Raw genomic sequence first — 13,493 nt, 5'->3', positions numbered from 1 at the left:
ACCGACCGGGTGAGGCATGGAGGTGCCGTGACGTGCCTTTCGGAGGCATTCACCCATGTCGGTCCAGTTGAACCACACGATCGTCCACTCCCGTGACAACCGGGAGTCCGCCGAATTCCTGGCGCACATCCTGGCTCTCGAAGTCGGTCCCGAATGGGGCCCCTTCATTCCCGTGTCCACGAGCAACGGGGTGACCCTCGACTTCGCGACCGTCCCGGCCGGGTCCATCACCGTGCAGCACTACGCCTTCCTCGTCTCGGAGGAGGAGTTCGACGCCGCCTTCGAGAAGATCCGGTCGGCGGGGGTCCGCTACTTCGCCGACCCGCACGCCCAGCACCCGGGCGAGATCAACCACAACGACGGCGGTCGGGGCGTCTACTTCATCGACCCGGCGGGTCACGCGATGGAGATCATCACCCGCCCGTACGGCGGCTAGACGGCCGATCCGGCCACACCGAGGGGCCCCGGCGCGCAACGCGTCACGGGCCCCTTCCCCATTCTTCCGGGTCCCTCCGGGCGCGCCGTGGACAGATAGTCTGTGCACAGATAGTCTGTGCACACAGGATCGGGATCCGGTTCGGGATCGCAGTCGAGGAGAACGCGCATGTGGACGTACGAGCACGGCATCGAGACCACCGCCACCCCCCGGGCGATCTGGGCACTCTGGGCCGACGTGGCGCACTGGGCCGACTGGAACGCCGGCATCGAGAAGATCGAGATCGACGGCCCCTTCGCCACGGGCGCCCGGATCACGATGACCCCGCCCGGTGACGACCCGATCCTGCTGCGCGTCGCCGAGGCCCTGGAGGAGGAACTGTTCGTCGACGAAGCCCTCTTCGCGGGACTCGTCGTGCGCACCGCCCACCGGATCGACCCGGCCGGCGAGGGCCGGGTACGGGTGACCTACCGGATGGAGATCTCCGGTCCCGGATCGGACCAGGCCGGCCCCGAGATCGGCCCGGCCATCACGGCGGACTGGCCGGAGACCATGGCGGCCCTGGTGGAGCGCGCCGTGCGCACGCCCGCGCCCGCGCGGCCGGCGGGGCGCTGATGCCCCTCAGCCCCGGAGAGAGCCCCGGGTTCCTGCTGTGGCACGCCACGCTGCGCTGGCAGCGCGAGATGGTTACGGCGCTGACGCCGCTCGGTCTGACCCACGTGCAGTTCGTGCTGCTCGCCTGTGCCTGGTGGCTCAACGGCCGGGGTGAGCACCCCAACCAGCTGGCGCTCGCCCGGCAGGCCGGCACCGACGTCAAGATGACCTCGCAGGTGCTGCGCGCGCTGGAGCAGAAGGGCCTGGTCGTGCGTGAGGTGGATCCGGCCGACACCCGGGCCAAGCGGCTCCGGGTCACCGAGGCCGGCGCCGAACTGGCCCCCCGGGCGATCGCCGCCGTGGAACGGGCCGACGCGGAGTTCTTCCGGGTCGTCCCCCTCGACGATGCGCTCCCCCTGCTCAAGCGGCTCGCCCGACCGGAGGCCTGACCCACCCGGCACCGCCGCTCCGGCAGGGCCAGGGCGAGGGCGAAGGCCAGGGCCAAAGCCACCAGCCGGCCTACGGCACGTAGACGATGTTCGGCGCGCCCGTGATCGGGTGGTCCCGCACGTGGGCGCGTACCCCGTAGACCTCTCCGAGCAGTTCCTCCGTCAGGACCTCGCCCGGCGTGCCGGCCGCCACGACCCGACCGGCGGCCAGGACGTACAGCCGGTCGCAGAAGGACGCGGCGAGGTTGAGGTCGTGCAGGACGAGCAGGGCCGTCGCGGGGAGCCTGCGGACCAGGCCCAGGACCTCCAGCTGGTAGCGGATGTCGAGGTGATTGGTCGGCTCGTCCAGGGCGAGCAGGCCCGGCTCCTGGACCAGGGCGCGGGCGACCAGCGCGCGCTGCCGTTCGCCGCCGGACAACTCGTCGAAGGGGCGTGCCGCGAAGGCTCCCGCTCCCACGGTCTCCAGGGCGGAGGCGACCCGCAGCGCGTCATCGGGGCCGTCCTGTTCCCAGAACCGCTTGTGGGGGCTGCGGCCCATGGCGACGACCTCGCGGACGGTCAGCCCGAAGGTGCCGGAGGCGTCCTGGGGGACGACCGCCACCCGTCGGGCGCGTTCCTTGACGGCGAGCGAGCCCGCGTCGGTCCCGTCGAACCGGATCGATCCCCAGACGGGCCGCAGCGCCCCGTACACGCAGCGGAGCAGGGTGGTCTTGCCGCTGCCGTTCGGCCCGACCACGCCGACCGTCTCACCGGGGCGGGCGGTGAGGTCGATCCCGTGGAGGAGGGTGTGCCCGTCCACCTCGTAACGCACGGCGTCGAGGGTGAGTTCCAGCGGGCGGCCCGTCATCCGACGACCCCCTCGGTACGGGTGGACCTGCGCAGCATCCACAGGAAGCACGGCCCCCCGACCAGCGCGGTGACCACGCCGACCGGTATCTCCTCGGGGGCCGCCGCCGTACGGGCGACCAGGTCGGCCAGGGTCAGGAACACGGCGCCGCCCAGCGCGGCGACCGGCAGCAGGGCCCGGTGTCCGGCGCCCACCACCATCCGGGCGGCGTGCGGAACCATCAGCCCCACGAAGCCGATGGCCCCGCTGTACGCGACCAGCACCCCGATCACGAGGGAGGTGAGGACGAAGACGGCGGCCCTGAACCGGCCGGTGTCCAGGCCGAGGGTCCGGGCCCCCTCCTCCCCCGCGAGCAGCAGGTCCAAGGGGCGGGCGAGGGCGATCAGCAGGGCGGTGCCGACCGACAGCGCGGCTGCGGGCAGGACGAGTTCGTCCCAGCGGGCCCCTCCGAGGCCGCCCAGGGTCCAGAACAGCACGGAGCGGACCTGGTCGGGGTGCGCGGAGAGCACCAGCACGAGGCTGGTCAGAGCGGACAGGACGTACTGCACGGCGACGCCGGCCAGAACGAGGCGCCCGGTGGTCATGGTGCCACCGCGCCGGGCCAGCGCGTACACGGCGAGGAGCGCCGCCAGGGAACCGACGAAGGCGGCGAGCGGCACGCCCACGGCGGCCGCGATCCCGGCCGCTCCCGTGGCCGACCCGGCGGCCACGCCCGCCCCGGCCCCGAACACGATGACCAGCACTGCCCCGGCCGAGGCTCCGGAGGAGGCCCCGAGCAGGAAGGGGTCGGCGAGCCGGTTGCGCACGAGGGCCTGGAGCACGGCTCCGGCGACCGCGAGTCCGGCGCCGACGACCGCGCCGAGGAGCACGCGCGGCATCCGTACGTCCCAGACGATGGAGGCGAACGCCCCGCCCTTCGCCCCGCGTCCGGCGAGCAGGATGTCGACCACCCGGCCCGGTGCGATGCGTACGGGTCCCAGGGCCAGGCCCGCCACGGCCGAGGCGGCGAGGGCGACGGCGAGGAGGACGAGGACCGCGACGGTGTTCGGCCGCCTCACGCGGCGTCGGGGTGCAGTTGCCGGCCCAGGGACTCGACGGCCTCGGCGACGCGTACGCCGAGGACGGCCGAGGAGAGCGGGAGCACGACGAACCGGCGGTTCTTCACGGCGGGAACCTCGGCCAGGGCCGGGTCGTTCAACAGGCGCTGCTTCTTCGCCTCGACGGTGGTGCCGCCGTAGTCGTAGATGAGGACGACCTCGGGCTTGCGCTCGATGACCTTCTCCCACGACACGTCACCGAAGGTGTCCTGGAGGTCGGCGAAGACGTTCGTCCCCCCGGCCAGGGAGACGATCCGGTCGCCGATGCCCTTGCCGCCGGAGGTGAAGGCGGAGGCCTCGCCGGAGTCGTAGACGAAGACGGTCGGCTTGGCCTCGTCCTTCACCCGGGCGGTGACGGCGTCGACACGGCGTTGTTCGTCCGCGATGAGCGCCTCTCCGCGCTCGGGCACCCCGAAGGTCCGGGCGACCTCGGTGATCTCGGTCTTCAGCTGTTCGAGGCCCACCGGGCCGGAGGTGCAGTACTCCACGCTCAGCCGGGAGTCGATCCCGGAGGCGGTCAGCCCCGCGCGGTCGCGGCCCTGAGCCTTGTCGAAGGCGCTGGCGTAACCGCCGTACACGAAGTCGGGGTCGGCCGCGAGGAGCACCTCCTTGGAGGGGTACTCCTCGGCCAGCACCTTGATCTTGTCGTAGGCGGGGCGGTAGGCGGGCAGTACGGAGTCGTCGAGGTAGGCCGTGCCGGCCATCCGGTCCTGGAGCCCGAGGGCGAGCATGACCTCGGTGGCGTGCTGGTTCATGGTGACGGCGCGCTCGGGCGGCGCCTGATAGGTGCTGCTGACCCCGCAGTTGGTGACGGTGTACGGGAACCCGGGCGCGGCCCGCCCGTCGGCGGTGGCCCTCCCGGCTCCGGACGGGCCGCCGCACGCGACCAGCGGTATCAGGAGCGCGAGGGGAGCGAGGGGCAGGAACGAGCTCAGGGGTGCGCGGGAACGCGACATGGCGAGGCCTCTCCGGGGGATCCTCGTCCCCGGTCGAAGTGGAGAGGCGGCGCGTCAGTGTCTGACTCCCGGGGCCCCGCGCGGGCGGGTACCTCCGGTCACAGTGGCGGGACCGCACCGGATTCACACCGGTTTCCTGTCCTGCGCCGCCCGGGACAACCCGGCCAAGTCTGCCAGACGCGCACACCGGGAAGCGCGCCGCTCACGGGGCCGGTGCGCGGCGCGGGGCCGGTGCGCGGCGCGGGGCCGTGCCGACGGCCGCGGTCCGCGACGGCGAGACCTCGGCGGAGAGAATCGCCTGCGACCCGCCGGTCGTCGCGCCCGCGCGCCGGGCCCGCTGTCAGTGGCGGGGCCTAGCGTGGGCCCATCATCCGCGAGCAGTTCCCTGACTTGCGGGGGTGCTGCAGGGCTGCAGCCGTACGATCCCGCCCCACCGGCCCCCTCGGCTCCGCCAGGGGACAGCGCCCGGTGGGGCGGACGTGCGTCCGGGCCCGGCCGGAAGCAGGCAGCGCTCCCGCACCGGCACCGGCACCCGCACCCGCACCCGCCGAGAGCGCCAGGGGCGCAGGAGGAACCAGGGCCCCAGGAGGCGGAATCAGCCGGAAGTTACCTCGTCGTATGTAGTGACTTAGCTGACGCTCGACAGTAGAACTTGTTCCACTCCATCGGAGAGTGAGGAAGATCACATGAGTGACAAATCCCTGCACAGCAAGGTATCCAAGGGTGTCTCCCGACGCGGATTTCTTGCTGGAACCGGTTCCATTCTTGGGGCCATGGCCCTGACGGTCAACACCACTCCGGCCCAAGCGAATTCCGCCATGGCGGCGGCCGCCCCGACCGCCCCCATCGACAACGGCGCCCACGTCCGGGCCCTCGTCATCGGCACCGGCTACGGCGGCTCCGTCGCCGCGCTCCGCATGGCCCAGGCCGGGGTCGACGTCCACATGATCGAGATGGGGATGGCCTGGGACACCCCGGGCAGCGACGGCAAGATCTTCGCCAACACCACGAAGCCCGACTACCGTTCCTACTGGCTGCGCACCAGGACCAAGGCCCCGCTCAGCAACTTCCTCGGCTTCCCCATCGACAAGGACGTCCCCAAGTACACGGGCATCCTGGACGCCGAGGAGATGGGCGGGATCATCGTCTACCAGGGCCGCGGCGTCGGCGGCGGCTCGCTGGTCAACGGCGGCATGGCCGTCACGCCGAAGCGGCAGAACTTCGCCGCCATCCTCCCGTCGGTCGACGCCGACGAGATGTACAACACCTACTACCCGCGCGCCAACGCCGGTCTCGGCGTCGGCCTGATCGACCCCAACTGGTTCGAGACGGTGGACTGTTACCAGTTCGCCCGGGTCGGCCGCAAGCACGCCCAGCGCTCCGGCTTCCCGTTCGTCTTCGTACCGGACGTGTACGACTGGGACTACATGAAGCAGGAGGTGGCCGGCACCGTCCCCAAGTCGGCCGTGGACGGCGAGATCCTCTACGGGAACAACGCCGGCAAGAAGTCCCTCCAGAAGACCTACATCGCGGCCGCCAAGGCCACGGGCAAGGTCAGCATCTCCCCCCTGCACCGGGTCACCACCGTCTCCCCCTCGGGCGGTGGCGGCTACACGGTCGTCATCGAGCAGCTCGACACCACCGGCGGCGTCGTCGCCACCAAGACCGTCAGCGCCGACAAGGTGTTCTTCGCCGCCGGCAGCGTCGGCACGAGCAAGCTCCTGGTCAAGCTGAAGGCCACCGGCGCGCTGCCCCACCTCAACGGCGAGATCGGCAAGGGGTGGGGCGACAACGGCAACGTCATGTGCGGTCGCGCCAACCACATGTGGGACGCGACCGGCAAGGTCCAGGCCTCCATCCCCTGCGGCGGCATCGACAACTGGGACGCGGGCGGCGCCTTCGCCGAGGTCGCCCCGCTGCCCACGGGCATCGAGACCTACGCGTCCTTCTACCTGTCCATCACCAAGAACCCGAACCGTGCCGAGTTCACCTGGAACGCCGCCGCGGGCAAGGCCGAACTCAACTGGCAGACGGCCTGGAAGCAGCCGTCGATCGACATGGCCAAGACCATCTTCGACAAGATCAATTCGAAGGAGGGGACGATCTACCGGAGCGACCTCTTCGGGCTCAACAAGATCTGGGGCGACCACCTGACCTACCACCCGCTCGGTGGCGCCGTGCTCAACAAGGCGACGGACAACTACGGTCGCCTGCACGGGCACCCGGGCCTGTACGTGATCGACGGTGCGCTGATCCCCGGCAACACCAGCGTCAACCCGTTCGTGACGATCACCGCGCTCGCCGAGCGCAACATCGAGAAGATCATCGCCACCGACCTCTGACGATGACCGGATGCCGGGGCCGGCCGGACTCACCGAACGGCCCCGGACCATCCGTCAGCTCCCCGGCAGTACACAGACGCTGTCGAGGCCCAGTACGTGGTTCAGCCGGCCGAAGGCCAGCCAGGAGCCGATGCTCATGCTCAGCTCCACGATCTCCACCTGGGTGTAGTGCGCGGTCATCCGCTCCCAGAACTCCTCGTCGAGGTTGTGGTGGTCCAGGGCGTACCGCTCCGCGTACTCGGCGGCGAGCCGGGTGCGGTCGTCGAAGGCCTTGGTGGTCCGCCACTCGGTGACCGCGTCGGGGAACTCGTCCTCGACCTTCTCGCCGTCCCGGTCCGTCCGCCAGTCCAGGCAGAAGACGCATCCGTTGATCTGCGCGATGCGCAGCCGGGCCGCCTCGAACTCGCGGAGCCCGAGCGTGGTGTGGGCGTACACCGACAGGGAGAAGTTGGCCGCGGCCATCCCGATGCCGGGGACGAGGTCGCCCCAGACGTACTCGATCGGGTGCTGGCCTTCGGGGACGTCGATTCTCATGACTGCTTCCTTCCGAGTTTGCCGACTGCGGGACGCAGCGGGATGTCGAGCGCGTCGTAGAGGCCCGGTTCGGCGGCCACCAGCCAGTCGATGGCGCCGACGAGGCGGCCGACGGCGGTGGCGTTGCCGCCGGCCGAGCGGTTGTCGCCCTCGTCGGTGCACTCGATGGTGACCTCGATGCGGGGGCGGCCCTCGATGACCACGCGGTGGGCTCCGGCCCCGTCGGGCGGGGTGGGCCAGTCGGGGGCGCAGGAGGGGTGGATGCGGGTGACGTGTTCGATGACGATGCGGGGCTCGCCCTCGACGATCCCCTGGACCTCGAAGCGGATGGCGCCCTGCGTGCCCGCCTCGAACTCGCCCATGGTGGGCGTGGTGACGGTGGCGTCCAGGGCCCGCCGGTCCGAGGTCTCGCGTATCTCGTCGAGTTCGACGCCGAGGGCGCGGGCCATCATCCGGATCTGGCCGCCCCACACCATCGTCGGGACCGAGGGCATGAGCATCATGGGCTCGAAGTCCATGGGTTGGCCCATGCCCACGAGGTAGCGGACGGAGTCGGGCTGGTCGTAGGTGGAGTAGTCGAAGATCTCCTGGCAGCGGATCACGTCCACCCTGGTGCCCAGTCCGCTGAGCAGCAGCGGAAGCACGTCGTTGCCCCATCCCGGGTCGACCCCGGAGGCGAAGAGCGAGCCGCCGCCCTCCTCGACGGCCGCCACGATCGGGTCGCGGAACTCGGGCGGCGCGTTGCGGTGGTCATAGAGGGGGTAGAGGGCCGGGCTGACGACGACCGCCCCGCATCTGATCGCGCGGGCGAGGTCGGCGAGGGCGTCGTCCGGGCGGACGTCGCCGGAGGCCGCGTAGACGACGGCGGCCGGGCGGGCGGCGAGCACCGCCTCGATGTCGTCGGTCGCCGCCACCCCCAAGGAGTGGGCGAGTCCGGCCAGTTCGCCCGCGTCGCGGCCGACCTTTCCGGGATCGTGGACGATCACTGCCGTGAGTGCGAGCGCCGGGTGGGCGTCGACGGCGCGGATCGCCGCGCGGCCGACGTTGCCCGTGCCCCAGACCACCGTGGGAATCATGCGCGGAGGGTAACGACGGGGCGTAGAGGTGCCCAGAGGCATGAACGATGAATTTCGGACGGCCCGACGAACGGGAGGAAGCCGAGGTGGACACCCCCTTGACCCAGATGGTCCAGACCAATAGTTTCCCGTTGGACGGCTCACGCGTTCACGCACGGCTCAGGAGCACTACTCCCCGCATCCGCAAAGGAAGCCCATGCGCCGCAGCACCCTCGGCAGGCTGGTCGTCGCCGCCTGCTCCCTGTCCCTCCTCACCGCCTTCGCGCCCGCCGCGACGGCCGGACCCCAGGACGGCGCGGGGAGCCACGACCGCTCGTTCAAGAAGGTCGGCTACTTCACCCAATGGGGCGTCTACGGGCGTGACTTCCAGGTCCAGGACCTGGAGGCGAACGGGACCGCCGCGAAGCTCACCCACCTCAACTACGCCTTCGGCAACGTCAGCGCCGAGGGCAAGTGCTTCACCGGGAACATGCCGGGCGAGGCCGACGCCTGGGCCGACTACGCGCGGCCGCTGGACGCGGCGAACTCGGTGGACGGGGTCGCCGACACCGCCGAGCAGCCCCTCGCGGGCAACTTCAACCAGCTGCGCGAGCTCAAGGCCAAGCACCCCGGGCTGAAGGTGATGATCTCGCTGGGCGGCTGGAGTTGGTCCACGCACTTCTCGGACGCCGCTCTGACCCCCGCCTCCCGCAAGGAGTTCGTGCGCTCCTGCATCGACCTCTACATCAAGGGGAACCTGCCGCAGGACGGCGCCCGGGGCGGAGCCGGCGCGGCCGCCGGGCTCTTCGACGGCATCGACCTCGACTGGGAGTGGCCGGGCTCGGCCGGGGACAGCGACACCAAGTACCGCCCGGAGGACAAGCGCAACTTCGCCGCGCTGACGGAGGAGTTCCGCAACCAGCTCGACGCGTACGGGCGCCAGCAGCGGCGGAAGTTCGAGCTGTCGGCCTTCGTCCCGACGGCCCCCGCCAAGATCGACGCGGGCTTCGACGTCCGCCGGATCATGCGGTCCTTCGACTTCGTGAACCTCCAGGGCTACGACTTCCACGTGTCCGGGGAGAAGACCACCGCCCAGCAGTCCGCGCTGTACGCCCGCGACGACTTCAGCGTGGACGGCACCGTGAAGGCCTGGGAGCGGCGCGGGGCCCCCGCGCGCAAGCTGGTCGTGGGCATGCCGTTCTACGGTCAGGGCTGGACCGGGGTCAGCGGCGGCGGCGACGGCCTGGGGCAGCCGGCGACGGGCCCGGCGCCCGCGGCCTGGGCCGCCGGTTACGCGGACTACAAGGAGCTGAAGACGCTCGCCGCCTCCGGCGCGTACCAGGTCCACCGCGACCAACGCGGCGGCCACGCCTGGCTGTTCGACGGCACCACCCTGTGGACCTACGACGACCCGCAGGTGCTGCGCAACAAGGCCCGGTACGTCCGCGAACAGGGCCTGGGCGGGGCGATGTTCTGGTCCCTGGACGCCGACACCTCCGACGGCGAACTGACGGCCGCCGTGGACCGGGGCCTGAGCGGCCACTGACGGCGTGCGGGCCCGGCCCGCACGCCCCTGAGACCGGCGCCGCCGGGCCGCGGAAAACCGTTCCGGCCCGGCGGCGTCCACCACGTACCCTCCCCGCCATGAGGAACTCCACCGTCAGGGCCGTCAACGCCCTCACCTCGCGCTGGGCCGGCGCCCTCCCCGACGGGGGCACCGTCTTCACCGCCGCCGGGGTCTGGCCGCTGCTGGGCCTCCTCGCCGGCGGCGCCGCGGGGGCGGCCCGCGCCGAACTGGCCGGGGCTCTGGGCCTGTCCGCCGAGGAGGCGCCGGCCGCGGCGCGGGAGCTGCTGTCCGCGTTGGAGGGCGTACGGGGCCTACGGGCGGCGACGGGCCTCTGGAGCACGGCGGGCTCCACCCCGGCGCGGGAATGGCTGGACACCCTCCCCGAAGGCGCCCGGGGCACGCTCGGCGGCGACGACCCGGCGGCCGATCGGGCCCTGCTGGACGGCTGGGCCGCCGAGCGGACGGGCGGTGAGATCGGCCGTGTGCCGGTCGACCTGCCGAAGGATGCGCGGGGCCCGTCCCTCGTCCTGGCCTCGGCCCTCTCTCTCCGGCTGAACTGGATACGCCCCTTCGACGCATGGCCGGGCGAGGTGTACGACGGCCCCTGGGCCGGTCGGATCCTGCTCCTGCTGCGCCGCGACACCGCCCTCCTCGACCGGGTCGGGGTGGCCCGCGCCGACAGCGGGACCGTCACCCTGCTGGAGGTCGTCGGGGACGCCGGGGTGGACGTCCACCTGGTGCTGGGCGGCCCCGGGGCCGCACCGGGCGAGGTGCTCACCACCGGCATCGAGGCGGTCACCCGCGCCCGCGCCACCATCGGCGCGAGCCGGCTGCCGGACGGGGAACCCGGACCAGGTCTGACCCTCACCACCGTGCCCGCCACGACCCGGGAGCCCCGGCTCCTCATCGAGACCCCCGCCTTCGAGGTCCGGGCGGAGCACGATCTGCTGCACTCGGCCCGGTTGTTCGGTCTGGAGAGCGCCCGCGATCCAGCCTCCCACCTCTTCCCCGGGATCTCCGGGATCGCCGGCGAGCCCGTGTTCGTCGGCTCGGCCGCCCAGTCGGCCGTGGGGCGCTTCCACGCGCGGGGCTTCGAGGCAGCGGCGGTGACCACGATCGCCATGGCGGCGGGCGGGCTCCCCCGGTTCCCCCACCGTGCCCGACACGCGGAGGTCTCCTTCCACCACCCCTTCGGCTTCCTCGCCGTCCACCGCACCTCCCGCCTGGTCCTCGCGGCCGGCTGGGTCACCGAACCGTGCGCCTACGAAGAGCGTGAGGAGCACGGGGAACACGCGGACTCCAACGCGCACGGGGACCGCGCGAAGGGTGTGGTCGGCGCATGAGCGGGGTCACTTCGGAGGAGTGGTGGGGGCTGTTGCCCGGCGGTGTTCGCGGGCAGGTCGACGGGTACGTGCTCCAGGACGCCCGGATGCGGGCGGTCCGGCTACTGCTGGAGGTCTGCCGGGCTCGCGGCATGAGCCTCCACGACACCGAACGCGTCGTGCACGCCCGCTCCGTCCACCACGGCGACCGGATCGCCCGGACCCCCGACAGCCCCTCGACGCGGACTCGCTGGACGCCCTCGTGGCGGGCGCGCCCGGCCGCGTGGTGGGCATCGAGGCCGTCTGGGACGGGGACACCACCCACGACTGGTTCGTGATCCTTCTCGCCGTCATCGAGGACCCGCCGGGCGAGCGGGAGTTGGCGACGGTCCACCGGGGCGCGGCCGTACGCCTGCTCGGCGAGGGGCCGTACGCCCTCCCCCACCCGTCGGCGGCGGCCGCCGACCGGGTGGGCCGGGCCCTGGCCGACCGGTTCGGGGTCCCCTTCCACTTCGGGAGTCCCGAGGTGGCGTCCTACGGGGCGCCGCGCCTGCGGCCGTGACCACCCGGCGGTGATGCGCCGGGGGCGCCGGCGGTGCGGCCTCGGTGGGCCGCCGCCAGGGCCGCCGTTTCCGCGAAGGCGGGCACGTGTCCGGTGCCGCCCCGGCCGGACACCGACAGGGACGCCGCCGCCGTGCCGAGGGCCACGGCGTCCGCGAGGGGGTCGCCCAGGGCGAGGCGGGCGGTGGCGGTGCCGGTGAAGCAGTCCCCCGCGCCGGTCGCGTCCACGGGGTCCGGGTCGACGGGCACGGGGTGGTGGGAGACGGTCGTCCCGTCGTGCAGCAGCAGCCGGCCGGGCCCGGCGGTGACGGCCACGGCCCGGGCGCCCAGGGCCCGGTAGCGCCCGGCGGCGGTCTCCGGGTCGTCGGTGTCGACCAGGGCGAGCGCGTCGGCCGGGCAGGAGGTCTTCAGCAGCCCGGTCAACGGGGCGATCCGGGCCAGCAGTTCCCGGGCCTCGCCCGGACCGGTCAGCCCGGCGCGGTAGTTGGGGTCGTACGAGACGTGCCCGCCGGCCCCGTGGACGATCGCGGCCGCCGCCACGACCGCCTCCCGGCTGCTCGCGGAGAGGGCGCCGGTGATCCCGCTGGTGATCAACGCGCCGGCGGCGCTCAGCAGTCCGCGCCAGGATTCCACGTGGGCCGGCGCGAGGGTGGAGCCGGCGCTGCCCGTGCGCCAGTAGACGAACGAGCGGTCGCCGTCGGGGTCGGCGCTGAGCAGGTAGGCCCCGTTGGGGCGGGGGGCGCGCCGGACGTGCGAGACGTCCACGCCGAGGTCGGCGGCGCGGCGCAGCAGCGGAACGCTCAGTCGGTCCTCGCCGACGACGGCCAGCAGGGCGGTGCGGGCTCCGGCGGCCGCCGCTGCCGCCGCCGCGTTGAGGGCGTCTCCGGAGTAGGAGAGGCGGGCCGGGGTTCCGTCGGCGGCTTCGTGGAGGGCGGCGTCGGCGTGGATCTCGACCAGGACCTCGCCGAGGACGAGGACGTCGTAGCCGTTCGGGCTCGGCACGGTTCAGCGCCCCCCGTCCGCGGCGCAGGCGGCGCAGCACGGCAGGGCGAGGTCCGCGAAGGCGGCGGCGAGTTCGGCCGGGTCCTCGGGCAGGCCGTTGCCGATGCCGACGGCGCTCGCCCCGGCGGCCAGCCACGAACGGACCTCCCCGGGCCGGATGCCGCCGGTCGGGACGAGGAGCGCCTCGGGGAGCACGGCCTTGAGGGAGCGGACGTACGCGGGGCCGCCCACGTGCGCCGGGAAGACCTTCGCGGCTCCCGCGCGGCCCGCGGCGGCGGCGATCTCCCCGGGGGTGAAGCCGCCTTCGACGAACACCGCCCCGCGCCGGGCGGCGACCTCCCGGACCTCGGGCGCCGGGTAGGGGGAGATCAGGAAGGCCGCGCCGGCGTCGAGGGCCTCCTCGGCCTGGGCGGCGGTGGTGAGGGTGCCCACTCCGATCAGGGCGGTGCGGCCCGAGGCGTCGGACAGGGGGGCGGTGCGGGCGACCGCTCCGGCCCAGTCGGGGGTGGAGGTGGTCAGTTCCACCGCGCGGCACCCGGCGGCGAGGAGGGCCTCGGTGCGGCGGACGGCCTCGTCGGCGCCCGGGTCGCGGAGCACGGGCAGCAGGCGTTGCGCGGCGATCACCGCGTAGGGATGACAGGCCTGACGGGACATGCGCCCTCCCCAACCGTTCCACGTAGCGGAACAAGGTATCGTGTACCGGAACCAATGTGGTCCAGACCATACACAGC

Annotated in this window: 14 protein-coding genes and 1 riboswitch; of the genes, 7 read left to right on the top strand and 7 right to left on the bottom strand. The window is 72.8% G+C overall.

Features of this window, described 5'->3' with window-relative positions; all coding sequences use genetic code 11:
- Positions 1–55: 55 nt before the first annotated feature.
- From ACIOD1_RS08345 to ACIOD1_RS08335, 3 genes are all read left to right on the top strand, one after another.
- Positions 56–436 (top strand): VOC family protein, encoded by a 381-nt coding sequence (locus ACIOD1_RS08345; RefSeq protein WP_401901032.1) that lies wholly within the window; start codon positions 56–58, stop codon positions 434–436.
- 168 nt (positions 437–604) lie between these two features.
- Positions 605–1,051, top strand: a complete 447-nt coding sequence (locus tag ACIOD1_RS08340) for an SRPBCC family protein (protein ID WP_365617129.1) — start codon at positions 605–607, stop codon at positions 1,049–1,051.
- Positions 1,051–1,479 (top strand): MarR family transcriptional regulator, encoded by a 429-nt coding sequence (locus ACIOD1_RS08335; RefSeq protein WP_365617131.1) that lies wholly within the window; start codon positions 1,051–1,053, stop codon positions 1,477–1,479. The genes ACIOD1_RS08340 and ACIOD1_RS08335 overlap by 1 nt, the downstream gene beginning before the upstream one ends.
- A 70-nt stretch (positions 1,480–1,549) precedes the next feature.
- Here ACIOD1_RS08335 and ACIOD1_RS08330 read toward each other — a convergent pair whose 3' ends face one another.
- The 3 genes from ACIOD1_RS08330 to ACIOD1_RS08320 are packed head-to-tail and all read right to left on the bottom strand — an operon-like array spanning position 1,550 to position 4,379.
- Positions 1,550–2,326 carry an ABC transporter ATP-binding protein gene (locus tag ACIOD1_RS08330; RefSeq protein WP_401901030.1) on the bottom strand — a complete coding sequence of 259 codons (777 nt, stop codon included), beginning with the start codon at positions 2,324–2,326 and terminating at the stop codon, positions 1,550–1,552.
- Positions 2,323–3,384 carry an iron ABC transporter permease gene (locus tag ACIOD1_RS08325; RefSeq protein ID WP_365617135.1) on the bottom strand — a complete coding sequence of 354 codons (1,062 nt, stop codon included), beginning with the start codon at positions 3,382–3,384 and terminating at the stop codon, positions 2,323–2,325. Before ACIOD1_RS08325 ends, ACIOD1_RS08330 begins: the two co-directional genes overlap by 4 nt.
- The gene (locus tag ACIOD1_RS08320) at positions 3,381–4,379 is read right to left on the bottom strand and encodes an ABC transporter substrate-binding protein (protein ID WP_365617137.1); all 999 of its coding nucleotides are present in this window, start codon (positions 4,377–4,379) and stop codon (positions 3,381–3,383) included. Before ACIOD1_RS08320 ends, ACIOD1_RS08325 begins: the two co-directional genes overlap by 4 nt.
- 35 nt (positions 4,380–4,414) lie before the next feature.
- Positions 4,415–4,557: riboswitch (cobalamin riboswitch) on the bottom strand.
- A 508-nt stretch (positions 4,558–5,065) separates the two neighbouring features.
- Between ACIOD1_RS08320 and ACIOD1_RS08315 the strand changes: the two genes are divergently transcribed.
- On the top strand, positions 5,066–6,721 hold the full coding sequence (locus tag ACIOD1_RS08315) for a GMC oxidoreductase (RefSeq protein WP_365617139.1): 1,656 nt from the start codon (positions 5,066–5,068) through the stop codon (positions 6,719–6,721).
- A gap of 54 nt (positions 6,722–6,775) precedes the next feature.
- Here the strand turns inward: ACIOD1_RS08315 and ACIOD1_RS08310 are convergent, their stop codons facing one another.
- Both ACIOD1_RS08310 and ACIOD1_RS08305 read right to left on the bottom strand, forming a co-directional pair.
- Entirely contained in the window at positions 6,776–7,255 is a 480-nt protein-coding gene (locus ACIOD1_RS08310; protein ID WP_365617141.1) for a carboxymuconolactone decarboxylase family protein, read from the bottom strand.
- The gene (locus ACIOD1_RS08305) at positions 7,252–8,331 is read right to left on the bottom strand and encodes a dihydrodipicolinate reductase (protein WP_365617143.1); all 1,080 of its coding nucleotides are present in this window, start codon (positions 8,329–8,331) and stop codon (positions 7,252–7,254) included. The genes ACIOD1_RS08310 and ACIOD1_RS08305 overlap by 4 nt, the downstream gene beginning before the upstream one ends.
- Before the next feature lie 196 nt (positions 8,332–8,527).
- Here ACIOD1_RS08305 and ACIOD1_RS08300 point away from each other — a divergent pair, with 196 nt between their 5' ends.
- The 3 genes from ACIOD1_RS08300 (at position 8,528) to ACIOD1_RS08290 (ending at position 11,761) form a co-directional block, all read left to right on the top strand.
- On the top strand, positions 8,528–9,856 hold the full coding sequence (locus tag ACIOD1_RS08300; RefSeq protein ID WP_401901027.1) for a glycoside hydrolase family 18 protein: 1,329 nt from the start codon (positions 8,528–8,530) through the stop codon (positions 9,854–9,856).
- Between the two features lie 98 nt (positions 9,857–9,954).
- Complete coding sequence (locus ACIOD1_RS08295) at positions 9,955–11,220, top strand: serpin family protein (protein ID WP_401901025.1); 1,266 nt, start codon at positions 9,955–9,957, stop codon at positions 11,218–11,220.
- A gap of 241 nt (positions 11,221–11,461) precedes the next feature.
- Positions 11,462–11,761 (top strand): hypothetical protein, encoded by a 300-nt coding sequence (locus ACIOD1_RS08290; protein WP_401901024.1) that lies wholly within the window; start codon positions 11,462–11,464, stop codon positions 11,759–11,761.
- On the opposite strand, the gene ACIOD1_RS08285 is transcribed toward ACIOD1_RS08290, so the two are convergent.
- Together ACIOD1_RS08285 and ACIOD1_RS08280 are read right to left on the bottom strand one after the other, a co-directional pair.
- Positions 11,734–12,762, bottom strand: coding sequence for a PfkB family carbohydrate kinase (locus ACIOD1_RS08285; RefSeq protein WP_401901022.1), 1,029 nt, complete (start codon positions 12,760–12,762; stop codon positions 11,734–11,736). The genes ACIOD1_RS08290 and ACIOD1_RS08285 overlap by 28 nt on opposite strands.
- 3 nt (positions 12,763–12,765) lie before the next feature.
- Entirely contained in the window at positions 12,766–13,416 is a 651-nt protein-coding gene (locus ACIOD1_RS08280; protein ID WP_365617153.1) for a bifunctional 4-hydroxy-2-oxoglutarate aldolase/2-dehydro-3-deoxy-phosphogluconate aldolase, read from the bottom strand.
- Positions 13,417–13,493: the final 77 nt, after the last annotated feature.

It is taken from the genome of Streptomyces sp. NPDC088097, assembly GCF_044741845.1.
Classification (GTDB): Bacteria; Actinomycetota; Actinomycetes; order Streptomycetales; family Streptomycetaceae; genus Streptomyces.
This window is presented reverse-complemented; position numbering and strand designations above follow the sequence as displayed.

Bases quoted from the DNA above. Each gene is read 5' to 3' on its own strand.
- ACIOD1_RS08320 (WP_365617137.1), bottom strand. From the start codon at position 4,379: ATGTCGCGTTCCCGCGCACCCCTGAGCTCGTTCCTGCCCCTCGCTCCC.
- ACIOD1_RS08300 (WP_401901027.1), top strand. From the start codon at position 8,528: ATGCGCCGCAGCACCCTCGGCAGGCTGGTCGTCGCCGCCTGCTCCCTG.
- ACIOD1_RS08345 (WP_401901032.1), top strand. From the start codon at position 56: ATGTCGGTCCAGTTGAACCACACGATCGTCCACTCCCGTGACAACCGG.
- ACIOD1_RS08280 (WP_365617153.1), bottom strand. From the start codon at position 13,416: ATGTCCCGTCAGGCCTGTCATCCCTACGCGGTGATCGCCGCGCAACGC.
- ACIOD1_RS08330 (WP_401901030.1), bottom strand. From the start codon at position 2,326: ATGACGGGCCGCCCGCTGGAACTCACCCTCGACGCCGTGCGTTACGAG.
- ACIOD1_RS08295 (WP_401901025.1), top strand. From the start codon at position 9,955: ATGAGGAACTCCACCGTCAGGGCCGTCAACGCCCTCACCTCGCGCTGG.
- ACIOD1_RS08340 (WP_365617129.1), top strand. From the start codon at position 605: ATGTGGACGTACGAGCACGGCATCGAGACCACCGCCACCCCCCGGGCG.
- ACIOD1_RS08315 (WP_365617139.1), top strand. From the start codon at position 5,066: ATGAGTGACAAATCCCTGCACAGCAAGGTATCCAAGGGTGTCTCCCGA.
- ACIOD1_RS08310 (WP_365617141.1), bottom strand. From the start codon at position 7,255: ATGAGAATCGACGTCCCCGAAGGCCAGCACCCGATCGAGTACGTCTGG.
- ACIOD1_RS08305 (WP_365617143.1), bottom strand. From the start codon at position 8,331: ATGATTCCCACGGTGGTCTGGGGCACGGGCAACGTCGGCCGCGCGGCG.
- ACIOD1_RS08335 (WP_365617131.1), top strand. From the start codon at position 1,051: ATGCCCCTCAGCCCCGGAGAGAGCCCCGGGTTCCTGCTGTGGCACGCC.